This window comes from Eubacteriaceae bacterium Marseille-Q4139, assembly GCA_018223415.1.
Lineage (GTDB): Bacteria > Bacillota > Clostridia > Lachnospirales > Lachnospiraceae > CABSIM01.
In genome coordinates this window covers 3,207,433-3,230,781 of sequence record JAGTTQ010000001.1, presented here as the reverse complement: position 1 = coordinate 3,230,781, position 23,349 = coordinate 3,207,433, and the positions used below count along the sequence as shown (strand labels likewise).

The following is a 23,349-nucleotide window of genomic DNA, read 5'->3' as shown; positions in this document are numbered from 1 at the left end:
TCTCCAATTTTCCAAATTTTGATGTTTCCTTTGGGAAACGCGTTTGAAGGCGTCTTCTTAAAACTGTTTCAGGAAACGGATGTCGTTTTCATACAGAAGGCGCATGTCGTCGATCTCGTATTTTAAAAGCGCGATCCGCTCCAGGCCTACGCCGAAGGCGAAGCCGGAATACTCGTCGGGGTCGATGCCGCACATCTCAAGGACGTGGGGATGCACCATGCCGCAGCCTAAAATCTCAATCCAGCCGGAGCCCTTGCAGAACCGGCAGCCCTTGCCGCCGCACTTAAAGCAGCTCACATCCATCTCGGCACTGGGCTCTGTGAACGGGAAGTGGTGGGGACGGAATTTTACCTTCGTCTCCTCGCCGAACAGCTCTTTTGCGAACTCGGCCAGCGTTCCCTTTAAATCAGAAAGAGTGATGTTCTTGTCGATGACGAGGCCCTCGATCTGATGGAAGGACGGGGAATGGGTCGCATCCACCTCATCGGAACGGAACACGCGGCCCGGCGCGATGATGCGGATCGGCGGCTTCCTCGTCTCCATGGTGCGTACCTGCACCGGGGAGGTCTGGCTTCTCAAAAGGATGTTGTCGTTGATGTAGAAGGTATCCTGCTCGTCTCTGGCCGGATGTCCCTTCGGGATGTTCAGTTTTTCAAAGTTGTAGTGGTCGTACTCCACCTCGGGGCCTTCCACAACCTCGTAGCCCATGCCGATGAAGATCCGCTCCACCTCCTCAAGGGCGATGGTGTTGGGATGGCTGTGGCCGATTTTCATCTTCTTTGCCGGGAGCGTCACGTCGATGACTTCCTTCTTCATCTGCTCCTCGCGTGCCCGCCTTGCCAGGGCCTTTTTCGTTTCCTCAAGCTTTTCCTCGATCTGGGCTCTCGCGTCGTTTACAAGCTGGCCCACCTGCGGCCTCTCCTCCGGCGCTACGTCCTTCATGCTCTTTAACACACTTGTCAGCTCGCCCTTTTTCCCGAGATAAGCCACACGGATCTCGTTGAGCTTTTCCAGGGCGTCGGAAGCCTCGATCTTTGCAAGGGCCTCCGCTTTGATTCTCTCCAACTGTTCTTTCATAGCGACTCCTTTATTTCTTGATTTTTCGGCGTTTCGAGGGGGACAAAAAAAGCCCCCATGTATTTTCAGCAAATACATAGGGACGAAATAAACCGCGGTACCACCCTGCTTCCTGCATCCTGTGCAGGCGCCTCTGCCGCGTAACGTGCGGAACGCGTCGCAGCCTACTGGTTCGTTCAGCCGCGCAGCTCCGGTGGGAAATTCAGTTCTCTGCCTGAACCTGGAAAAGTTTTCAGCCGGTGACTTCTCCTCTCTGATGGAAAACAGGAACCTTAAAACACCTTCATTGCCTTTATTTATGGATTAAAAATCTGATACTTATCTTAACGTCCCCGTTTTAAAAAGTCAAGGGTTTTGTAAATTTTCCGTGAAAAAGAGGTGAATTTTACCGGCTTTGCTTGACTTTCCCCGGATTTTGTAGCATAATCATCAAAAATCTCAAAGGAGGGATTTTCCATGGAAAGACTTACGATGACAATCGGAAGGCAGAAACAGATCGCCCTGATCGCCCACGACAACAAAAAGCGGGAATTGATCGAATGGTGCGAAGAACATAAAGATATCTTAAAGAACCACTTCCTCTGCGGCACCGGAACCACGGCCCGCATGATTACCGACCAGACCGGCCTGCCGGTCAAGGGCTATAACAGCGGCCCCTTAGGCGGCGACCAGCAGATCGGCGCCAGGATTGTTGAGGGCCGGGTGGATTTCGTGATCTTTTTCTCGGATCCTTTAACGGCGCAGCCCCATGACCCGGATGTGAAGGCGCTCCTTCGAATCGCACAGGTTTACGACATCCCCATCGCCAACAACAAGGCGACGGCAGACTTTTTAATCACATCAAAATATATGGCCGAAGAATATGAGCACGAGGTCATAAACTTCAGCCAGAACATTGCGGAGAGGGCAAAGACCCTGTAATGACGTTCAGACGGCGTGCCCTTCCAGGCGGTGCAGGAATTCTTCCGCGGCCTTCCTGCCGTTTTCAAAGAGCGCCAGGCTTTCTTCTCTCCCGATATCAAAATCTGTCGCATTGACGTACCGAAATCCCTGCCGGGTCTTCACTCTGGCAGGGATTTTTATGGTGCGGCTCAAATCCGAAGCGGAAATCCGGCTCCTGTCCACGGCGCCAAGGCAGGTGGAGACGATGGATTTTAGATACTCCACGATGTTTTCGCCGGCACCGTCCGCCGGAGGCCGCCCTTCCTCTTCGCCGGAAAATTGGAAGCCCAGGGTGCTGATGGCCGTCTCTTTCTCATAGCCCTCAAACATCCAGATCGGATAATTGCTTAAAAGCCCGCCGTCCACGATCATGTGGACGCGGCCGCTTCCGTCCTTTAAGCGCACCGGCTCAAAATAGACAGGGATGCTGACGCTCATGCGGACGGCTTCCGCCACCGAAAAGGCTTCGGGATCCAGCCCCAGGGATGGAAGGTCGTCGGGAAAAAGAAGAAGCTTCCGGTCAGTCAGGTCGCTGGCCGTAATCCGCAGGGTGCGGCCCGAACCGCGAAGGTCTCCGAAGGTTTTCACGCCCTTTTTTAACAGCATCCCCTCGACCCAGTTCTTCAGGTATTTCGTATTGTAAATCCCGAGGGTGAAAAAAATGGACAGGGCCTTTCCGGCTGCCCCGAAATAGTCCACGAATTCTGCGCCCCGGAATTTCATGTAATCCAGGGTCTCCATCTCCTGTTTCAGTTCTTTGCATCTGTAACCGGCCGCCAAAAGGGCCGCCACAATGGCCCCGGCCGACGATCCGGCGAGCCCGGCAAACCGGTATCCGGCCTCCTCCAGCCGGCAGGCCGCTCCCACGTGGCCGATGCCGCGGACGCCTCCGCCTTCAAACACTCCGTTGCAGGTTTTCGTACCGCATCACGCCTTCGATCCCTTTTTCCATGCATATGCCGCGCTGCCGCCGTCCATTCCTGTACATGGCCCGTCAGATAAGGCCCTCTTTTTGAAGCCACTCCTCCAGCTCGCCGATCTGGGATTCCCCGGCGATAAAAAGCCCGGCCTCCTTAAGAAGCCTTGCCGTCTTTCCCATGCCGTCGGTGAGTTTATGGGAAAAGGTTCCGTCATAAATCCCCGTGGAACCGCAGGAGGGGCTTCTCTCCTTTAAAACTGCTGCCGCACAGCCAAAGCTTTCCGCCGTCTTTAAGGCGATCCCGGCTCCCAAAAGGAACTCGGCCGTCACGTCTTTGCCTTCGGTATTGACGACGGCGCCGCTTTCCTTTTGAACTTCTGCCGCCGGCCGCGGAACCGGAAGCCCGCCGTCCCGCTCGGGACAGACAAGATGGAACACGGCTTTCCCCTTCATCCGCTCCATGAAGGAAATCACTTCCTCTCTCCTGTTGTTCCCGCCGTCCCATTTGCAGTTTTCCCCTGCCAGGCAGGCGCTCATCAGAATATGAATCATGATGCTCTCCTTTCCCCAGAAGCCAGTAAAGAGGCGCTTAATCGCCTGTTCCCATCCCCGCACATCTTGCCTGGGGCTTTGCTTTTTTCACGGTTTCCACAATCTTTTGAACCCATCCGCCGCGAAACAGCTCACAGGCATACGGATCCGGCCCCATGATGTTATCCGGAGTGCGCTCCAACGCCGCGGCGCGGCAGCCTCCAAGGCACTGATTTGCGTATTCGCAGGCGGCACATTCCGGATTCAGCCGCAGATACTCCGACGCCCTGGTATCGATCAGGCGCATATACCGGGAATCCGTGATGCATCTGGCCAGGCCAAGCTCCGGTATCAGCGGGAACTCCTGCTGAATATCCATGCCCGACAGGGCCATACAGGGAAGTGCGCGCCCTTCGGCAGAGATATACATGACCATGCGGGCATGGCCGCAGATGCAGGTCTTTTCCGTATCACCGCAGTTTTTCAACAGCGGGATATCAAACCAGTCCGGGTCCCGGGGAGATGCGCCAAAAAAGCCGCCGAGCTGAAGGGAAAGGGGCATTCCATCCTCATAATACTGAGGGATGTAATCCAGATAGAGCTGATACAGTTCCTCCATGGAAATAGCCTCGCCGTAGCCGCCCTTTTTCCATTCTCCCACATCCGCAATGGGATTTGTCTTGAGAGAACGGCACCCCCATGCCGCAAGGTTTTGGACACTTTTTCTTAACGTATGTTTGTTGGCATTATGGATGCACATTTCCGCCCCGGTGGGAAATCCCTTTTCCTTACAGCGGAGAAATGCTTCTTTTACAATCTTTTCCGCACCCGGGATTCCTCTCAGCCAGTCATGATGGCCTTCGCCGTCGTAGCTCATGTTAAACTCCGGAAAGACCTTCCTTTCGGCCAGCTCATCGAGCAGCCTGTCCGTTACCAGCTTTCCATTGGAATAAATGGTAGTAATATGAATGCCCCGCGCAAGAAGTGCGTCCACAATTTCCATAAAATCCTTACGCACAAGAGGTTCGCCGCCTGTCAGCGATACGTTCATGATACCGCATTCCGCAAGCTGGTTCACAATGTCCATCATCGTTTCGTGATCCAGTTCGCCCAGCCGGGCATCCGGCGCCGACATGTAACAGTGCTTGCAGCGGTAGTTGCACTTACCGGTGATCGACCAGTGGGCTGTCCGTATGTATCTCGCCGGGTACTGGTGATACGCCTGTCCCGGCTGCATGGACGTTCCGGGGGGACAGGCCTCGATGATTCCATTTTTTTCCAATATAGGAATCATATCTCTCAGTTTCTGCGGGATAACCGCAAGGGACAGATCGACAGAACCATCGCACAGCCGTAAGACATCCATTTCACTGCCCCGGATAAACAGCGTTTGTCCGGTATTTGCATCTACCAGGGCGTATGGAAGCTTTTCCCATCCGCGAAGAAGCAAATTCTTTTTCAGTATATAATACATATCTCTCCTCATTCCGGAGCGCCGCCAGGTTTCGTTTCGCCGCAATCGGGGCAGACTGTCAAAACCATTGGCGGCGCTCCGGCCTAATCAGGCATGAAGCCTTTTCTTTATACAGAATATCTGATTAGCTGACTGCCTCACCGCCGCCGCCAAGCATGCAGATGCAGCGTAATCCAGACGTCCCGACCGCATAGTAGCCCTGGCCGTAAAAGGCGCATGCACAGTCTCCCTCTTTGGGCCTGGTGGCTGTTCCGCCGCCTCCTACTACGCATCCACATGTTGCTCCGCCTGCTACCGCATCCAATTCATCATCTGACAGCTCGGCGGATTCTGCGAAATCTGCTTCCGTAAGAGTAATTCCTTTTGATGCGGCATGTTCCATGATTTTTTCCTTCTGCGCCTGGACATGCTCTTCCTCCAGCTTATCCATCTCTTTTCTGAATTCCTCATCCTGGGAAATCATCTCCAAATACTTCTTCATGTTCTCCGTCATCTTCGTTTCCTCCTTTATATTATGGTTCAGTCATGTCTGGCCTTTTCTTCCGGCCAGAACTCTCACCTTATGTGGTGTCATATTTATATACGAATAAATCCGCCGCAGGGCTTGCTTTTTTATAATTTTTTTAAAAAATATTTTTTTGCATTCTGTCTCCCGTTTTGTGTACTATTGTATCATTAAAACAATGCCATTTCCAGAAAAATTTCATTGCCGGTATGAAAAAAGAGACAATCTCACCTGGAACCCGGGGCATAAAACCCGAATTCCGTGAAATTGTCTCTTTCTGTATTCCTAGAATAAAAACAGCTGTCCCTTTTACTGGTTCTTCCTGCTTATCATGGCTCTCTTTCTGAGGGTCGGATCAAGGATTTTCTTCCGGATCCGAAGGCTCTTCGGCGTAACCTCCAAAAGCTCATCAGTGTCGATGAAGTCCAGACACTGCTCCAAGCTCATCTCCTTCGGCGGCGTAAGCTTTAAGGCCTCGTCGGAGCTGGAGGAACGCGTATTCGTGAGCTTTTTCGTCTTGCAGACGTTGAGCTCGATGTCCTCGGCTCTGGGGCACTCGCCGACCACCATGCCGGAGTACACCTTGACGCCCGGCCCGATGAACAGCGTGCCGCGCTCCTGGGCGTTAAAGAGGCCGTAGGTGATGGACTCGCCGGCCTCAAAGGCAATCAGGGAACCGTTCTTTCTGTAACTTAAATCGCCCTTATAATCGGCATAGCCGTCGTAAATCGTATTTAAAATGCCGTTTCCCTTCGTATCCGTCAGGAATTCGCCGCGGTAGCCGATGAGGCCGCGGGACGGGATGGAAAATTCCAGACGCGTATAGCCGCCGCTTACCGGGCTCATGCCCTGAAGCTCGCCTTTCCTGCTTGTGAGCTTCTGAATCACGACTCCCGTATAGTCCTCCGGCACGTCCACATAGGCAAGCTCCATGGGCTCTAACTTCCGGTTGCGCTCGTCGTAATGGTAGATAACCTCAGCCTTGCTGACGGCAAACTCGAAGCCCTCACGTCTCATGTTCTCGATCAGTACGGAAAGGTGCAGCTCACCGCGGCCGGAAACCTTGAAGCAGTCGGCGGAATCCGTCTCTTCCACCCGGAGGCTCACGTCGGTGTTGAGCTCGCGGAACAGGCGGTCACGGATGTGGCGGGAGGTGATGTATTTTCCCTCCTGGCCTGCTAACGGGCTGTCGTTTACCATGAAATACATGGCAATGGTCGGCTCGGAAATCTTCTGGAACGGGATCGCCTCGGGATGTTCCGGGGAACAGAGCGTATCACCGATATGGATGTCCGGGATGCCGGAGATGGCCACGATGGAGCCGATTTCTGCGCTCTGCACCTCTGCGCGGTTTAAGCCGTCAAACTCGTAGAGCTTTCCGATTTTTACCTTTTTCATCTTGTCGGGGTCGTGGTGGTTCACCAGGACGCACTCCTGGTTGACCTTTAAGGAACCGTTTTCAATCTTTCCGATTCCGATGCGGCCCACGTATTCGTTGTAGTCGATGGTGCTGATTAACACCTGGGTATCGGCCTCCGGGTCGCCCTCCGGCGCCGGGATGTAGTCGATGATTGTCTCAAAGAGCGCGCTCATGTCCGCATCCGGATCGTCTAAATTCTTCTTTGCGAAGCCGGCGCGGGCAGACGCGAACACGAACGGGCAGTCAAGCTGCTCGTCGGAGGCGTCCAGATCCATGAAAAGCTCTAACACCTCGTCGATGACCTCCTGGGGCCTTGCCTCCGGGCGGTCGATTTTGTTGATGCAGACGATGACGTGAAGATCCAGCTCCAGCGCCTTCTGAAGGACGAATTTCGTCTGGGGCATCGGGCCGTCGAAGGCATCCACCACAAGGATGACGCCGTCTACCATCTTAAGCACGCGCTCCACCTCGCCGCCGAAGTCGGCATGGCCTGGCGTGTCCACAATATTGATCTTTACGCCGTTATAGGATACTGCTGTATTCTTGGAGAGGATCGTGATCCCTCTCTCCCTCTCGATGTCGTTGGAGTCCATGACACGGTCCACGACCTCCTGGTTCGCGCGGAACACGCCGCTCTGCCGCAAGAGCTGATCCACGAGGGTCGTCTTGCCATGGTCTACGTGGGCGATGATCGCCACATTTCTGATCTCTTCACGCTTGATTTTCATATAGAAACCTCTTTCCTGGTCTTCTTCCTGCGATTTTCGACACATGATTATAGCATCCCATACGGCAAAATGCAATAAAAACCTTATTTATTCCTCTGTCTATAATCATCCACAAATCCCTCATATCTGCTTCGGGAACATAAAACTTAAAATTATATATTTTTCAAAAAATAGAGCCTGCTATACAAGCTCTATTCGATACTTTCACTATATACAATGCTCGTTGTTATATACATTTATCCCCCATTGGATATCCTCTTGATCTGCCGGATCATCAAAATAACTATTCCAATAGCTGATATCACTTGTTCCGGAAAGTATCTGCACAAACCCTGCCGCAGTTTTTAATGTTGTTTCCCCGAAACAAGTACTACCAACATATCCGTAATGAAAATTTCCAATTGTTTCACCTGTCATCGTCGCTTGCAGTTCAGATTCAAAATATCTTGTTGTCGTTCCAAGTTTGACTTTATAATCCCATATTCCACCGCTGCGGACTCTTTCTGCAAAATACGTTCCAGCCACTATGTGCGCCGTCCCGAATACTGCCGAATCATACACATCTTGTAATTCTTGTGCATGTTGTCTGGTTTCTGGCATAAGATCAATGATTATCTCTCTCCGCGCAGGACTTGGAATATTCGATATATCTGGTGCTGGCACATGCATAATTTTCAAACCGCTATCGACCTTTATTGCGCCTCGATCAACCAAAATATTTAAACGGGACAGAAAATCATTCAGTATCTTTGCTTCATTATCAGACAGTTTATCAAGGATATGTGGATCAATAGTAATGTCATCTGACATATAAACTGATGATATATTATTAAGCAAAAATGCATACGCAGAATAATCATCCACAACTACTTCCTTTCGTACTGCAGTAGATTTGATTCCACGCCTCAGTATCAGACGCAGCCACCCGTTTTACTATTCATATGTAGGTGTACCTCTTTATCTAGGTAAGAATACTCTTAATTTATCTCACTATGTGAGCCTGTTTTTCTGCGATAATCCGCGATTTTGACACATTCTGCTTTCTTTCCTTTCGCACTATTCCCCCCTCAAAAAGCCAGAAATATAAGGAAATTTATGGCTATACAGAACATCAGCAACGTAATATTAACTATTAAAAATATCAAGAAAAATATTTTTCCTTTTTTATCGATACCAATATGACAGCGAATAAGAAAAATAGATAAATTTGAAACTTCTGTCATAGAGAATACATAAAACAGAATAAAAGTTACATAAATAGGTAGTGAAAAAAATATTAGAAATAATAACAGCCCTACCGAACTGAACAGTAGCAGTAAACTAATGATACAATGTAATTTTACATCTTTTTTCGTAATATTCCCCCTTCCTAACAAAAACCGTCAGTGTTCTTTTGGCTTAAAATTCGTTTTACCCTGCCACAGCCCCTCCACCAAAACCATTCCTTCCTTGTTTAAAATCTATTATATACTTAGATTTTAACAAGCTTTCACAAAATAATCAACATTTTTTAATCTTGTATTGATATTTTATGTTCAATTATAAATTTTCTCTCTACATCTCTCTTCAGGGAATTTATCCATACAAAATCAGGTTGAATTGTGCCTTTACAGATTTATCCAGAGGATACCTCTATGCGTAAAAACACTTATCTTTAGAAGAACGCCCTGCCATTAAATCCATGCCAGACAACTCTGCTTCCTTTAAAGCCGATAAAACCTGCCGCATCAAACGCTCATACTCCGAAATTATATTTATGACTCAAAAATAATTGTCTCTTTATTTAAAAGGCCATACCAGGTCTCGTCACCCTTTAGAAGCTTTGCCGTCCCGTTTGTCCCCTCGGTGATGTCGGCGGCCAGGGCGTCGTACTGGGCGGCCGGAACCAGCAGGGAATACGTCACCTTATCGGTGTAGGAGCTGTCGAGCACCGTGATCCCGGCCTGTCCCAAAAGGTACTGGATTTTCCCAACACCGCCGTAAGCCGTCTCCACCTCCATGCGAAAGCCCCTCTTTTTCTCCACCACGCAGGCGGCCGAAAGCCCGGCCTTTACGGCGCCGGAGTACGCCCGCACAAGGCCGCCGGTCCCGAGAAGCGTGCCGCCGAAATACCGCGTCACCACAGCGCAGACGTTATGGATGTCCTCGCCGAGAAGCACGTCAAGCATGGGCCGCCCTGCCGTCTGGGCCGGCTCTCCGTCATCGCTGCACCTGGTGAGCTCATGGTTCCTTCCTATTGTAAAAGCCGAACAGTTATGGCTGGCATCCCAGTATTTCTTTTTCATTTCCGCAATAAAGGCGGCGGCCTCCTCCTCCGAATTCACCGGCCGGAGCGTGGCGATGAACCTGGACTTCTTTTCCACGATCTCATTTTCGCCTCCTGCATAGAGAATTTTATAGCTGTCTCCCATCTGGCTTCCTCCCTTAAAACTCCCCGCGTTTCCTGCGGTTTATTGTTTTTTTATATTTATGACCTGTTTTTTCCAAATACCGTAAAAAAGTCTTCATAACTTCCCACTCAGGTGTCAAAAATATCATAATACAAACCAATCTTTTCCACAATAACTATTTATTATTGGAAAAAACTTTGCTATAATGAGGAAATGATAAAGGAGGCTTCCTGAATGAATTATGGAAAAGATGAAGTGGCAAGAAAGCTGCGGCAGATCAATTCCAGGGCCGAGAAGGTGCAGACGAAGTTCATCCTCTTTTTTCTGAAGCTGATTTTCATCGTCTGCTCGCTCTGCGTGATCCTTGGTGCCAGCTTAGGCTACGGCGTATTCAAGGGGATCCTGGATTCTGCCCCGGAAATTGATGTGGCCAGCATCGAGCCGAGCGGCTTTGCCACAATGGTATATGACAGCAAAGGGAACCTGACGGAAACCATCGTCAAGTCCGGTGCCAACCGTCTTGAGGCGTCCTACGAGGAACTGCCCCAATGCCTGATTGACGCCTTCGTCGCCATCGAAGACGCCAGGTTCTGGCAGCATAAGGGAATCGACCTGCGCTCCATCATGAGGGCCGTGGTCGGCGTCCTCACCGGCGACAGCAGCGCCGGCGGCGGCAGCACCATCACACAGCAGCTCATCAAAAACAACGTATTCTCCGGCGGAAACGAGGATACCTTCGGGGAACAGCTGGAGCGGAAAATCCAGGAGTGGTACCTGGCCGTCCAGCTGGAACAGATCATGAGCAAAGAGCTCATCATGAAGAACTATTTGAATACCATCAACCTCGGAAACAACACCCTGGGCGTCAAGGCGGCGGCCAAGCGGTATTTTGACAAGGACGTCTCGGAGCTGACTCTTTCCGAGGCAACGGTCATCGCCGGCATCACCCAGAACCCCTCGCGGTTCAATCCGCTTTCGGAAAATGGCCAGAAGAACAACGAGGAAAAGCGCCGCGTCATCCTCCAGTACATGTACGAGCAGGGTAAAATCTCCAAAGAGGATCAGGAGGAAGCCCTGGCTGACGATGTTTACTCCAGGATCAAAAACGTGGATCTCGTGACACAGGAAAACGACAGCCCGTTCACCTATTTTACGGACGAGCTGATCGAACAGGTCATGACGGCGCTCCAGGAACAGCTCGGCTACACGGAGACCCAGGCCTACAACCTGCTCTACTCCGGCGGCCTCGAGATTTACACGACACAGGATCCTGATCTCCAGGCCATCGTCGACGAGGAGATCAGCAATCCCGACAACTACACTGTCGCTTATTACTCCCTTGACTACCGGCTTTCGATCCAGCATGCCGACGGGACGACGACCCACTATTCGGACGAGAGCATGGCAAAATACATCCGAAACGACTTAGGGCAAAGCTCCTTCAACGGCTTATTTGACAGCAAGGAAGAAGCCCAGGCTGCCGTGGATCAGTATCGGGAGGCCATGACCGGCGAAGGCGACACGATTCTCGGCGAATCGGTCTACTTTATCCTCCAGCCCCAGGCGTCCTTCGTCCTTATGGATCACAATACCGGCTATGTGAAGGCCATCAGCGGCGGCCGCGGCGAAAAGGAAGTAAGCCTCTCCTTAAACCGCGCCACCAACACCCTGCGCCAGCCGGGCTCCACCTTTAAGGTTATCACGGCCTTCGCGCCGGCCCTGGATGCCTGCGGCGCAACCTTAAGCACGGTTTACTACGACGCGCCTTATACCGTCGGCACAAAGACCTTCCGGAACTGGTATTCCAGCCGCGGCTATTTCGGCTATGCAACGATCCGCGACGGCATCACCTATTCCATGAACATCGTTGCCGTCCGCTGCCTGATGGAGACTGTGACGCCGCAGCTCGGCGTGGAATACGCGAGGAATTTCGGCATCACGTCCCTCACGGACACCGACTACAACGCGGCAACGGCTCTCGGCGGCATTACGAAAGGCGTCTCCAATCTGGAGCTGACGGCTGCTTACGCCACCATCGCCAACGGCGGCATGTACACGAAGCCTGTCTTCTTTACGAAGATTTTAGACCACAATGGAAAAGTCCTCTTGGAAAACGAGCCGGAAACCAGGCGCGTCCTCAAGGATTCCACGGCCTTCCTCTTAACGGATGCCATGACCGATGTGGTGGAAAGCAACCGCATGTACGCAACGCCGGGCGTCAGCTTAAACTCCACCGGTACGGCCGCGAAAATTTCCGGCATGTCGACAGCCGGCAAATCCGGCACGACGACGGCCAACAACGACATCTGGTTCGTGGGCTACACGCCTTACTATACGGCCGGCATCTGGTCTGGCTGCGATGACAACCAGAAGATTTCGGCCATCGGAAGCACCACAAGCTACCACAAGGCCATCTGGAAGAACATTATGACGCGGGTTCACGAAGGGCTGGCCGACACCGGCTTCCCGGTTCCGTCGTCGGTAGAAACTGCCCAGGTCTGCCGGAAATCCGGCATGCTTGCGAGCCCCGGCGTCTGCCAGTCAGACCCCAGGGGAAATGCCGTGGAGACGGAATACTTTGCAAAGGGAACCGTTCCCACGGAGGTCTGCAACCACCATGTACGCATCACGGTCTGCTCCGCTTCGGGCGGACGGCCGACGGAATACTGCCCGGCCGATACCAGGGTGTCCGGCACCTTCATGGTGCTGCCGGAGGGCGAGACGGGAGCCACAGACGACTCCAGATACGCCATCCCGGGCTACTGCAATGTCCACACGGCCGCTTCTACCATCATCACTCCGGGAGAAACCGATCCGGCCGGCACGGTGACGCCGATTACGCCGGAACCCACATCTCCGCTTGGGCCTGGGTATATCCCCATCAGCCCGCAGTAACCGGATATTTGAATTTTATGCAGGCATGATGCCGCTTGCCGGGTTTGTGCAGCAGAAAAAGAGACCAGCACCTGTCCCCTCTTTTTTGGGGGAGCAGGCAGTGGTCTCTTTTTTCTTCCTTATAATTCCCTATAAAAGCCCAGCTAACCGCGGCAGTCCAAGGCTCACGACCGGCACATATGTCACGAGAAGAAGCCCGATTAAAATTGCCGCATAATACGTCAGCATGTACGGCATGACTTTGGATAAGCTGGTGCGGCCCACCTTAATCGCCACAAACAGCGTATTTCCCACCGGCGGCGTGATGTTGCCGATGCAGAGGTTGTAAACCAGGATCAGGCCGAACTGCACCGGATCCATACCGAAGGTCTTGACGACCGGAAGGAATAACGGCGTAAAGATCAGGATGGCAGGCGTCACGTCCATGAAGGTTCCGGCAATCAGAAGGATCACGTTCATGATCAAGAGAATGATGACCGGATTCTGCGTCAGTCCCAGAAGGGCCTCGGAGATGGCCTGCGGGATCTGGGTAAAGGACATGACCCAGCCGAGGATATTGGACACGCCGATTAAAAATACGACCATGCCGCTCATCTTGGCGCTGTCCACCACGATGTTCCAGAAGGACTTTAAGGTAATGTTCCGGTAGCAGATGCCTAAGATCAGCGCGTAGACTACGGCGATGGCCGAGCCTTCGGTGGCTGTGAAGGCGCCGCCGATGATGCCGCCGATGACGACGACGATCAGGGAAAGGGCCGGGATGGCGCGGAGCGTGCAGACGCCCAGGTTCTTCCAGTCGAATTTCCCCGGAAGTCCTTTATATCCCTTTTTCTTTGAAATCAGGATGGCGGCCGCCATACAGCAGACGGCCCAGATTATTCCCGGCACATAGCCTGCCATGAAAAGGGCTGCGACAGAGGTTCCGCCTGCCGCCAGGGAGTAAGTAATCAGTGCGTTTGACGGCGGGATCAGGAGGCCGGACGGAGCCGACGCGCCGTTGGTTGCGGCACAGAGGGCCTTGTCATATCCCTGTTCCTCCTCGCCCTTTTCCACCATGCTTCCGACGGCCGCTGCTGCTGCCGAGGCGGAGCCGGAGATGGCACCGAAAAGGGCGTTTGCGCCGACATTCGTCACAAGAAGGGCACCCGGCATTTTTCCGAGAATCGCCATGACGAAGTCCACGAGGCGCTTGGCGATGCCGCCCTGGTTCATCAGATTCCCTGCCAGGATGAAGAACGGGATCGCCGTCAGGCTGAATTTGCTCATGCCCACGAAGATGCGCTGTGCGCCTGTTACCACGGACACATCAAGGGCGACGGTCTGGAGAATGCAGATCAGGGAGGAAATGCCGATAGCATAGGAAATCGGCACCCCGACAATCAGAAGAACCGCCAGGATCACAACAATAATGAGTAAAGACTGGATTGCCATCGCTTATACCTCCGCCTCCTTTGCTCCGAAATCGCCTTTGCTGATATCGGCGATATTTAGTACGGTGTAAATCATGTTCAGGACGCCGCAGACCGGAAGCACCACATAGAACACGCCGACGGCCACGCCCAGGGAGGACGTCATCTGGCCCATGGCAAGGTTCGTGATCTGGATCCCGCCGTAAACGAGGATTACGGCAGAAAAGGCAAAGGCTACCAGCTCGCCGAAGATAGAAAGAGCCTTTCTGGCTCCCGGGCCCATGCGCTCCACCAGAATCGGGATGTTCATGTGCCCTCTCTCACCGGTGATTAAGGACGCCCCAAAGAGGCTGGCCCATGCAAACAGATAGGATACCAGTTCCTCCGACCAGGAGGACGGGTTCTGAAGGACATATCTTGTAAAGACCTGCCAGCAGGTCAGGATTACCATGGCGATAAAGCTGACGCCTGCCAGCACGTTTAAAATCCTGTTTAAAAGATCTCTCAATGCTTTCATCTCTTATCCCCTCCTCCTTTTAAGATTCCGCAGCAGGATACATCTCGTTGTATGCCTGGATTTTTTCGTAGATCGGCGCCAGCTCCGGATACTGGGCCAGCATGGACTCGTGCATCGGGGCGCAGGCCTCCTGGAACGGCTTCGTATCGGGATATAAGAAGTTTACGCCCTGCTCGTTCGCTGCCCGCTCTTTTGCGTTCTCCACGGCTGTCACCCACTCTTCTCTCTGCACCGAATTGACAAGCGCGAAGCCTTCTTCAAAGATGGCCCGCTCTTCCTCGGAAAGTCCCTCTAAAAAGGCGTTGTTGCCGATGAGGATATCCGGGATCATCTGATGCATGTCGTAGGAATAGTATTTGCAGACATCGCCGTGGCCGTTGTCTGTCAGCGCCATTTCGTTGTTCTCGGCGCCGTCGATGATTTTCGACTGGAGCGCCGTATAAACCTCGCCGAAGCCCATGGGCGTTGCGGAACCGCCTAAAAGGTTCATCATCTGCACGTTAGTCGGCGACTGCTGGACACGGATTTTTAATCCCCGCAGGTCGGCAACGGTCTCGATGGGCTTATCCACCGTGTAGAAGTTTCTCGTTCCGGCATCCAGCCATGTCACGGCCTCAAAGCCGGCCTGCTTTGTGGATTCAAAGATCGGCCCTGTGACCTCCCCGTCGTCCATGGAGGCGTGGTAGGCCTCCGAGGACGCGAAAAGGTAGGGAAGGTTAAATAAGGTATAGTTTTCACTGAAGGTCTCCAAAAGGGAGTTGGAGGCGACGCAGAAGTCGATGGCGCCTGTCTGGGTCAGCTGCACCATTTCGTTCTGGGAGCCTAAAAGCTCGCTCGGGAATACCTCCACGTTGTATTTATCGCCGAGCCGCTCCTCGATGAATTCCTCGAAAGCCGCCAGCGCAATGTGGGTCGGGTGGTTGGTGGACTGGTTGTGGCCGATACGGATAATCCGCCTGTCGTCCCCGGCACTCTGGCAGCCGGTCAGGGCCCCCGACGCAAGGGCAAGGGCCGCCATGCATGCGGCCGCGCGAAATTTGTTTTTCCTGTTCATAAGACTGCCCTCTTCCTTTTATCCGAAGCCTGTTTTTATACTCCGGAATATGCGGCGTACCCGCCGTCAATCGGGATGCAGACGCCGGTGATGAAGCCGGCCGCATCGTTGTTTAATAAAAACAGCACGGCGCCCACAAGTTCTTCCAGCTCGCCGAACCGTCCCATGGGCGTTCCCGCCAGGATTTTTGCGGTTCTGGCCGTCGGTGTCCCGTCCTCGTTAAAGAGCAGGGCACGGTTCTGGTTTCCCACAAAGAAGCCGGGGGCAATGGCGTTTACGCGGATACCGGATTTTGCAAAGTACGTTGCCAGCCACTCGGTGAAGTTTACGATGGCCGCCTTTGCGCCGGAGTATGCCGGGATTTTCGTAAGGGGCGTGTAGGCGTTCATGGAGGCGATGTTTAAGATATTTCCATTTCTGTCTATCATGTCTGCGGCGAACACCTGCGTCGGAAGCAGCGTGCCCAGCCAGTTTAAGGAGAAGACGAACTCCACACCGGACTTATCCAGGTCAAAGAAGGTCTTGCAGTTTTCGATGTCCTTGGCCTCATGATGGAACTCATTGTCCGTCGTCGCACGGGGGTTGTTGCCGCCGGCGCCGTTGATTAACACATCGCAGGGGCCGAGATCCTTTAAAATCTGTTCATGGGCGGACTCCAGGTTTTCCCTGTCGAGGACGTTTGTCTTATAAGCTTTTGCGATGCCGCCCTGGGCTGTGATCCCATCGGCCACCTTCTTTGCCGCTTCCTCATTGAGATCAAGCACAGCCACCTTGCCGCCGGCAGCCGCCAGCTTCTCGGCAAACATGCCGCAGATGGCTCCGCCTGCACCTGTAACTACGCACACCTTTCCGGTCAGATCTGTGTTCAGTACATTCTTTTCCATAATCACGCTCTCCTTTTTCTTCTATTTATTCCATGATTTTTCACATGCTTCAAAAAGTCCGTTCAAGTAGGCAGCTCCCAGGGCCCTGTCGTAAAGGCCGTAGCCCGGTTTCCCGGTCTCGCCCCAGATCATGCGCCCGTGATCCGGCCGCACATAGCCGTCAAAGCCTGTCTCCACGAGGGCTTTCGTGATTTCATACATATCCAGGGAGCCGCAGCCGGAAAGATGGGCCCGCTCCTCAAAGGAACCGTCGTCCATGATCTTCACGTTCCGCATGTGCATGAAGCCGATGCGTCCCATGGCAGAATATTTCCGCACCATGGCCGGGATGTCGTTGAACTTCGCGCAGCCTAAGGAGCCGGTGCAGAGGCAGAGGGCGTTGGACGGGGAATCCACGATGGAAAGGTACCGGTCCAGGTTCTCCTCACAGGTGATGACCCGGGGCAGTCCGAAAATCGGATACGGCGGATCGTCGGGATGGAGCGCCATGACGACGCCGCACTCCTCGGCCACCGGGATGACGCGCTTTAAAAACACCTCAATGTTGTTCCAGAGGCCTTCTTCGCCCAGCTTTCCGTATGCCTGGATCAGGCCGCGCACCTCGTCCTGGGTGTAGCTGGCATCCCAGCCCGGCAGGTTGATGTCGTCCGTTAAGGGATCTAATCCCTTCATCTGATCCCAGTACATCACAAGGCTCGTGGAGCCGTCGTCCGCCTTCTTGTCAAGCTGTGTCCTTGTCCAGTCAAAAACCGGCATGAAATTGTAGGTCACGCATTTTACACCGTATTTGGCGCAGCGGCGGATGTTCTCACAGTAGGCGTCGATATGGGCGTCCCTCTTTTCTGTTCCGAGCTTGATGTCCTCGGACACGGGGATGGACTCCACCACATCGAATACGAGCCCGTGGGCCTCGCAGTCCTTTTTGATCTTTTCGATGCTCTCCTCGGGCCACACCTCGCCCGGCTTCACGTCATAGACGGCAGAGACGATGGAGCGCATGCCCGGGATCTGGGAGATGTATTCCAGAGAAACCGGATCCGACTCCCCATACCAGCGAAATGACATTTTCATACTTGCTTTCCTCCTTCTTTTTTGCTTTCCGCTATTTGCAATTTTCCTGAATCTTTATTATAATGATAGCAGGTTGTCCGTGATTTCTCATCGGATATACTGCTTAAAATCTGGTATAAATTGCTATAATCCATAATTATATACAAAAACAGCGAGGTATTTTTGTATTATATGCACAAAGATATTTTTTCTCTCCGGCAGACTATGGTTCGTCCGGATTTTGAATGCTACCACTATTTTGATATTATTCCCCCTGTGGTGGACTTTCATGAACATGAATTTTACGAGGTGTTTTTCTTTCTGTCCGGCAATGTCTCCTACAACATCGAGGGGCGCACCTACCTTCTCCGGCCAGGCGACATTCTTTTAACCGACAACAAGGACATCCACCGGCCGGACATCCGGCCAGGAAAGCCTTATGAACGGTTCGTCCTCTGGATCATGCCGTCCTACCTGTCCCAGATTGCGAAATTCGGTTCCAGCCTGACGGACTGCTTCGCCGACGCCAGCGCAAAAAAACACCAGCTCATCCGCCCGGAAAGCGGCCTGGTGGCGCGTCTTAAAAACATTTTAGAGAAGATCATCGAAAACCGGGACGGAAAAGAGCTTGGAAGCAGCGTCCTGGAAAATATCTACCTGATCGAATTTATGGTCTATTTGAACCGGGCTTACTATGCGGACTCTGCGATTCTCCCGAAGGACATCACGGAGAATGAGAAGATCAATGCGGTCGTCGCCTACATCAACGATCATCTGGACGAGGAGCTGACCCTGGACCGGCTTGCGGAGACCTTTTTTGTCAGCAAGTCCTACCTCTCCCACCAGTTCAAGGCGTACACCGGCCTGACGCTGTTCCAGTTCATCATAAAAAAGCGCCTCACCGTGGCCCGCAACATGATCTCCGAAGGCGCCGCCATGATGGATGCCTGTATGCGCTGCGGCTTCAACGACTATTCCAACTTTCACAAGGCCTTTAAAAAGGAATTCGGCCGCAGCCCCAAAGAATATAAAAGCCAGTAAGCCGGCAAAGGCAGCCCGTCCCCGGACATGCCCTGCCGGCTCTTTTTATCTCCAATATGGCTGTTTTTCCGGTGCACCGGACACGCGGCGTTTTAGCTTTTCATCTTCGGCTTAAAAATCAGGGAACCGAGATAGCCGAAAATCAGGGCGCCGGAAATCCCGACGGCGCTCGCCGTAAACCCGCCCTTAAAAATCCCGAGGAAGCCGTCCTCGGACATGGCCTTTGAGATCCCTTTCCAGAGGGTGTTCCCGAAGCCGCTTAAGGGTACCGTGGCCCCGGCGCCTGCCCACTGGGCAAATGGTTCATAAAAGCCAAGATATCCTAAAATCGCGCCGCTGACGACTAAAAGCACCATGATCCGGCCCGGCATCAGCTTCGTCTTATCCATTAAAATCTGCACCAGCATGCAGAGGATGCCGCCCACAAGAAACGCTTTGATATAATCCAAGGTATCTACCGCCTTTCTTTTTTCATTCTTCGCAGCTTTCAAGCACCGCAGCATGGGCGATGCCCGGGACGCTCTGGCCCTCGTTGAAGCTTACGGTGGATAGCAGCGCCCCCGTCGGAAGAAACAGAACCCGCTTCCAGAGGCCTTCTTTGATCCGCGGGAGAATATAGCCGCAGAGCACCGAGGCCGAACAGCCGCAGCCGCTTCCGCCGGCGTGGGTGTCCTGGCTGGCGGCGTCAAAGATTTCGATGCCGCAGTCCATGTAGCGGCTTTCCGCGTCATGTCCGGCCTTGTCTAGGAAGTCCAGAAGAAGCCGCTTCCCCACCTGCCCCAAATCGCCGGTGATAATTTTGTCGTAATGGTTCTCGTCCACGCCAAGGTCATGGAAGTTCGTAAGGATCGTATCCACGGCCGCCATCGCCATGGCCGCCCCCATGTTCATGGAATCCCGGATGCCCATGTCGATGATTTTTCCCGTCGTGATGGCTGTCACCTTCGCCAGGGACGTCTCTTTTTTCTTCCCCTTTTTGGCCGCCGAAAGAATCACTGAGCCGCAGCCTGTGACCGTCCAGGTGGCTGAGTAGGGACGCTGGTTCCCGTATTCCAGGGGAAAACGGAACTGTTTTTCCGCTGAGGCAAAATGGCTGGAGGTCGTCACCATCGCATGATCTGCGAAGCCGCCGGCCACAGCCATGGATGCCAGCCCGATGCCCTCTCCCATGGTGGAACATGCGCCGTAAAGCCCGAACATCGGAAGTTCCAGATCGACGCTTCCAAAGGAGGTGGCGATGATCTGTGCTAAAAGGTCACCGCCGAACAGATACCGGATGTCCTCTTTCTTTAAGCCGCTCTTTTCCAGCGCAAGCTTCGACGTCTGGCTCTGAAGCTCGCTCTCCGCCTCCTCCCAGGTCTTTTTCCCGAACATGGGATCGCCGGAAAGAATCTTGTCAAAATACGGCCCGAGAGGGCCCTCGCCTTCCTTTTTTCCGACGATGGATGCCGCCGCTGTGAGAAGAGGCGGATTTTCAAACACAATGCTTGCTTTTCCTGCCTGCATGTTTCCTGCTCCTTCCTGCCTTTCATCTTCGTTCCTTTATTCTTCCTGTACTATCTCCAGCTTTCGGGATTTTATGCTTATCCGTATGAAAAAAGAGGGTGCAGCAAACTGCCGTACCCTCCTGTCTGGTTCCGTTTTTCCTGTTGTCCCGCCTAAAACTCCAGCGGCTCAGCGTCCTCCATAACGTCTAAAAATTCCTGCATCTCTTTCTCAAACTCTTTGATGGCCTTTTTGATCCGCTTTCCTGCTTTTTTGTCACCTGTCGCCGTATAGAGCGTGTCTGCCGCCAAAAACAGGATTTCATTTTCCGCCGTGCACGTTTCATGTTCCTTCAAATGGCGTTCCGCAAGCCCTGCGGCAGTCTCAAAATCTCCGCGGTCGATGCAGACGAGGATAAGCGCCGCCTGGGCCATGACATCCCCGGAGTCTTCCTGGTACCACTTTTCACAGAATTCTTTCGCCTTTTCCAGTTCCTTCCCGTTCCGCAGCGCCCAGGCAATCTGAAGCCGGTATTCGGACGGCGAAACCTCTTTCCACTGGAACAGCCCGAGCAGGGTCTCACACACGGAAATCAGCTTTTCCAGGTATCCGCGGGTTCCCAGCTCGTCCATATAGTCTTCCAGCCAGCCTTCCACATCATAATCGTAATCCGTGCTCTCATCCAGCTCGTAAAGCTCTTTCGCATATTCCGGGTCTTCCTCGCGCTCCTGCTTTATGATGTCCAAAAGCACCTCAAAGGTTTCATTCCACAGCTCTATGTCCCCGCTCTTTGTAATCATATCGGTATAGCAGTCGGAAGTTCTTTTTTCAAACTGGTTCCATCGTTTTTCCATCTGTCTTCTTCCTTTCCGAATTTCTCCCTGTGTTTCCGGCTGCTGCCGGGATGTATTTTCACCATTATAATATAATGCGGGGCATGTGTCAAATTTTGGCAGGGGCGGCGAGGCCTTTGCGGTACTGGTTCGGTGTGAGGCCAGTCTGCCTGCGGAAGCACACGGTAAAATAGCTCTGAGAGGAAAAGCCGGTCTGCGCCGCGATTTCGGCAGCGGAAAACTCCGTGCTGCCAAGGAGTTCCATGCTCCTTTCAATGCGGTACTCCATCAGATACCCGAACATGGTCTTCCCTGTCATCCTCTTAAAAAAGCGGGCACATTCCTCCGGACAGAGAAACACCTGCTCTGCCGCCTCCCGGAGCGATACCTTTTCACTGTAATGGCAGTTCAAATATGCAAGAAGCATCTGGAGCCGCTCGTTCGACCTGGCGTTCCCCCGGGACGTTTCCCCGCGAAAACAGCATAGAACTGCCGGCCAGGCCATGAGAAGCTCGCCCCATAAAAGTTGTTCCCAGCCGGGCCGTTCCCGTTCCATGGACAGACTCACAATCCGGTGCACGGCTCTCATAAGCCTGGCCCCGTCGGGATGGCTGCCGTCAAACAGAAAGCACGGAGCACTCTCTTCTTCCTCAAAAGGCGCCAGCATCCGCGCCCACAGTTCTTCACATGCCGCGGGGCAGAGAAGCTCCGGCGAAACGTCGACACAGTAATAGGCCGATGATGGCTGGCGCGGCTCGGCCATATGTGCCAGCCGGCGGTTGATAAAAATCCCCGTTCCGGCAGGGACATTCCATCCCCTCCCGGCAGCCGAAAACAGCACTTCTCCTTTTGTCACACAGCATAGCTGGAAATCATCATGCCAGTGCCAGTTGACCCGTTGATAATCCCGCCTGGAAAAATCCGTCTGGTAGACGGAAACGGGAAATCCCGGCAGAATCCTCTGAAGCTCCTCTTCGCTGTCTTTTCCTACTTTCAAGCTGTTTATAATCATAACTCCTCAATATAATGATAATTTTAGGCGTTTTTTTGATAGACTGTCTTTATTAAACCTCTATATAATAAAAAAGTCAATACATTCAGCAAAATAGAAGGGAACCATCGACATGGAAAAACATTTAAGCAGACACACGTACGGCGTCCTCTGCTGTATAGCCGGTGCCGTCAGCTGGGGTATCTCCGGCGCCATCAGTGAAGCATTCTTTCAAAGATACACAGCAGACCCGGTCTGGGTGACAGCCGTCCGCATGACCGCGGCAGGGATTTTTCTCATGGTCTGGGTCACCGCCAAAAAGCAACTTTGCTTCGGCGACCTCATGAAAGATAAAAAATCACTGTTCCAAATCGCCGCTTTCTCCCTGGCAGGCCTTATGCTCTGCCAGCTTGCATATCTCAATGCAATCCGCTGGACAAATTCCGGCACGGCAACGGTGCTCCAGAACCTGTCCATCGTGTTCGTCGCAGTCTTTCTCTGCATTACTTCGAAGAAGCTGCCGGAAAAACCGATCCTTATTGGCATCGCACTGGCGCTTTTCGGCGTCTGGCTGATTTCCACAGGCGGAACCCCGGGCAGCATGGAACTGACCCCCAAAGGGCTTTTCTGGGGTCTGGCCGCGGGCCTCGGCGCCGCCAGCTACTCCCTTCTCTCCAGGCGGCCGGTGGAGCGTTGGGGAAGCCTCCCCGTTACGGGCATGGGCATGCTGATCGGCGGCCTTGTCCTCTCCGCGGCCGTCAGGGCATGGGAAATTCCGGCCGGACTGGATCTCTATGCACTGGTACTTTTATCAGCCATTGTCCTTCTGGGCACCGTCGGGGCATTTTCCCTGTTTCTCCAGGGCATCCGCATGGCCGGCCCGATGAAGGCCTCCCTGCTCTCCTGCCTGGAACCTCTGACAGCCGCTTTCCTTTCCGCCTTCTGGCTGCATTCCAGCTTTTCTGCGGCAGAGCTCGTTGGCTTTGCATGCATTTTGGCAACAGTTTTTCTGATACGGGAGTGATGCGGGGTTTGTGCAGTAAAAAACAACGGGAGGGCTGCCCGCATAAGGCTGTCCTCCCGCTGCCGGATCTGCCTGCGGCCAGAAAGCCTCTCCCCGCTTTCTACACGCCGCAAGCTTCTCCTTACTTCTCTCCTATCTGACTCTTCCACTTTATTCCGTCTTCATTATACTTGATTTTTT

The 23,349-nt window shown here is 53.1% G+C and carries 21 protein-coding genes; 4 read left to right on the top strand and 17 right to left on the bottom strand.

Annotated elements, in window-relative coordinates; translation table 11 throughout:
• Positions 1-57 precede the first annotated feature (57 nt).
• A complete protein-coding gene (gene pheS / locus KE531_15430) occupies positions 58-1,077 on the bottom strand; it encodes a phenylalanine--tRNA ligase subunit alpha (GenBank protein ID MBR9954983.1) in 1,020 nt (339 codons plus the stop codon).
• A gap of 456 nt (positions 1,078-1,533) precedes the next feature.
• Here pheS and KE531_15425 point away from each other — a divergent pair, with 456 nt between their 5' ends.
• Positions 1,534-1,998 (top strand): methylglyoxal synthase, encoded by a 465-nt coding sequence (locus KE531_15425; protein ID MBR9954982.1) that lies wholly within the window; start codon positions 1,534-1,536, stop codon positions 1,996-1,998.
• 6 nt (positions 1,999-2,004) lie between these two features.
• On the opposite strand, the gene KE531_15420 is transcribed toward KE531_15425, so the two are convergent.
• The 7 genes from KE531_15420 to KE531_15390 form a co-directional block, all read right to left on the bottom strand.
• Positions 2,005-2,922, bottom strand: coding sequence for a patatin-like phospholipase family protein (locus KE531_15420; protein MBR9954981.1), 918 nt, complete (start codon positions 2,920-2,922; stop codon positions 2,005-2,007).
• A 91-nt stretch (positions 2,923-3,013) separates the two neighbouring features.
• Positions 3,014-3,490: a DUF523 domain-containing protein gene (locus tag KE531_15415; GenBank protein MBR9954980.1), complete on the bottom strand. Its 477-nt coding sequence runs from the start codon at positions 3,488-3,490 to the stop codon at positions 3,014-3,016.
• A gap of 37 nt (positions 3,491-3,527) precedes the next feature.
• Positions 3,528-4,943, bottom strand: coding sequence for a radical SAM protein (locus KE531_15410; protein ID MBR9954979.1), 1,416 nt, complete (start codon positions 4,941-4,943; stop codon positions 3,528-3,530).
• 124 nt (positions 4,944-5,067) lie between these two features.
• Positions 5,068-5,436: a hypothetical protein gene (locus KE531_15405; protein ID MBR9954978.1), complete on the bottom strand. Its 369-nt coding sequence runs from the start codon at positions 5,434-5,436 to the stop codon at positions 5,068-5,070.
• A gap of 321 nt (positions 5,437-5,757) precedes the next feature.
• Positions 5,758-7,596 carry a translational GTPase TypA gene (gene typA / locus KE531_15400; GenBank protein MBR9954977.1) on the bottom strand — a complete coding sequence of 613 codons (1,839 nt, stop codon included), beginning with the start codon at positions 7,594-7,596 and terminating at the stop codon, positions 5,758-5,760.
• A gap of 207 nt (positions 7,597-7,803) precedes the next feature.
• Positions 7,804-8,460: a hypothetical protein gene (locus KE531_15395; protein ID MBR9954976.1), complete on the bottom strand. Its 657-nt coding sequence runs from the start codon at positions 8,458-8,460 to the stop codon at positions 7,804-7,806.
• A gap of 890 nt (positions 8,461-9,350) precedes the next feature.
• Positions 9,351-10,007, bottom strand: a complete 657-nt coding sequence (locus KE531_15390; protein MBR9954975.1) for a YigZ family protein — start codon at positions 10,005-10,007, stop codon at positions 9,351-9,353.
• Between the two features lie 213 nt (positions 10,008-10,220).
• On the opposite strand from KE531_15390, the gene KE531_15385 reads away from it, so the two are divergent.
• On the top strand, positions 10,221-12,881 hold the full coding sequence (locus tag KE531_15385; protein ID MBR9954974.1) for a transglycosylase domain-containing protein: 2,661 nt from the start codon (positions 10,221-10,223) through the stop codon (positions 12,879-12,881).
• A 129-nt stretch (positions 12,882-13,010) separates the two neighbouring features.
• Here the strand turns inward: KE531_15385 and KE531_15380 are convergent, their stop codons facing one another.
• From KE531_15380 to uxuA, 5 genes are read right to left on the bottom strand one after another with little or no spacing between them, the layout of a single operon-like run.
• A complete protein-coding gene (locus tag KE531_15380) occupies positions 13,011-14,312 on the bottom strand; it encodes a TRAP transporter large permease (GenBank protein ID MBR9954973.1) in 1,302 nt (433 codons plus the stop codon).
• A gap of 3 nt (positions 14,313-14,315) precedes the next feature.
• Positions 14,316-14,807, bottom strand: a complete 492-nt coding sequence (locus tag KE531_15375) for a TRAP transporter small permease (protein MBR9954972.1) — start codon at positions 14,805-14,807, stop codon at positions 14,316-14,318.
• Positions 14,808-14,826: 19 nt separating this feature from the next.
• Positions 14,827-15,861 carry a TRAP transporter substrate-binding protein gene (locus KE531_15370; GenBank protein ID MBR9954971.1) on the bottom strand — a complete coding sequence of 345 codons (1,035 nt, stop codon included), beginning with the start codon at positions 15,859-15,861 and terminating at the stop codon, positions 14,827-14,829.
• Between the two features lie 35 nt (positions 15,862-15,896).
• The gene (locus KE531_15365; protein MBR9954970.1) at positions 15,897-16,745 is read right to left on the bottom strand and encodes an SDR family oxidoreductase; all 849 of its coding nucleotides are present in this window, start codon (positions 16,743-16,745) and stop codon (positions 15,897-15,899) included.
• A gap of 21 nt (positions 16,746-16,766) precedes the next feature.
• Entirely contained in the window at positions 16,767-17,816 is a 1,050-nt protein-coding gene (gene uxuA, locus KE531_15360; protein MBR9954969.1) for a mannonate dehydratase, read from the bottom strand.
• Positions 17,817-17,987: 171 nt separating this feature from the next.
• Between uxuA and KE531_15355 the strand changes: the two genes are divergently transcribed.
• Positions 17,988-18,836, top strand: coding sequence for a helix-turn-helix domain-containing protein (locus KE531_15355; GenBank protein ID MBR9954968.1), 849 nt, complete (start codon positions 17,988-17,990; stop codon positions 18,834-18,836).
• Positions 18,837-18,928: 92 nt separating this feature from the next.
• Here the strand turns inward: KE531_15355 and spoVAE are convergent, their stop codons facing one another.
• From spoVAE to KE531_15335, 4 genes are all read right to left on the bottom strand, one after another.
• Positions 18,929-19,285: a stage V sporulation protein AE gene (spoVAE, locus tag KE531_15350; GenBank protein MBR9954967.1), complete on the bottom strand. Its 357-nt coding sequence runs from the start codon at positions 19,283-19,285 to the stop codon at positions 18,929-18,931.
• Positions 19,286-19,307: 22 nt separating this feature from the next.
• Positions 19,308-20,342, bottom strand: a complete 1,035-nt coding sequence (locus KE531_15345; protein ID MBR9954966.1) for a stage V sporulation protein AD — start codon at positions 20,340-20,342, stop codon at positions 19,308-19,310.
• 152 nt (positions 20,343-20,494) lie between these two features.
• Positions 20,495-21,175 (bottom strand): hypothetical protein, encoded by a 681-nt coding sequence (locus tag KE531_15340; GenBank protein ID MBR9954965.1) that lies wholly within the window; start codon positions 21,173-21,175, stop codon positions 20,495-20,497.
• A gap of 88 nt (positions 21,176-21,263) precedes the next feature.
• Positions 21,264-22,166, bottom strand: coding sequence for an AraC family transcriptional regulator (locus KE531_15335; protein MBR9954964.1), 903 nt, complete (start codon positions 22,164-22,166; stop codon positions 21,264-21,266).
• Between the two features lie 112 nt (positions 22,167-22,278).
• Here KE531_15335 and KE531_15330 point away from each other — a divergent pair, with 112 nt between their 5' ends.
• Complete coding sequence (locus tag KE531_15330) at positions 22,279-23,169, top strand: EamA family transporter (protein MBR9954963.1); 891 nt, start codon at positions 22,279-22,281, stop codon at positions 23,167-23,169.
• The last annotated feature ends 180 nt before the right edge of the window (positions 23,170-23,349 follow it).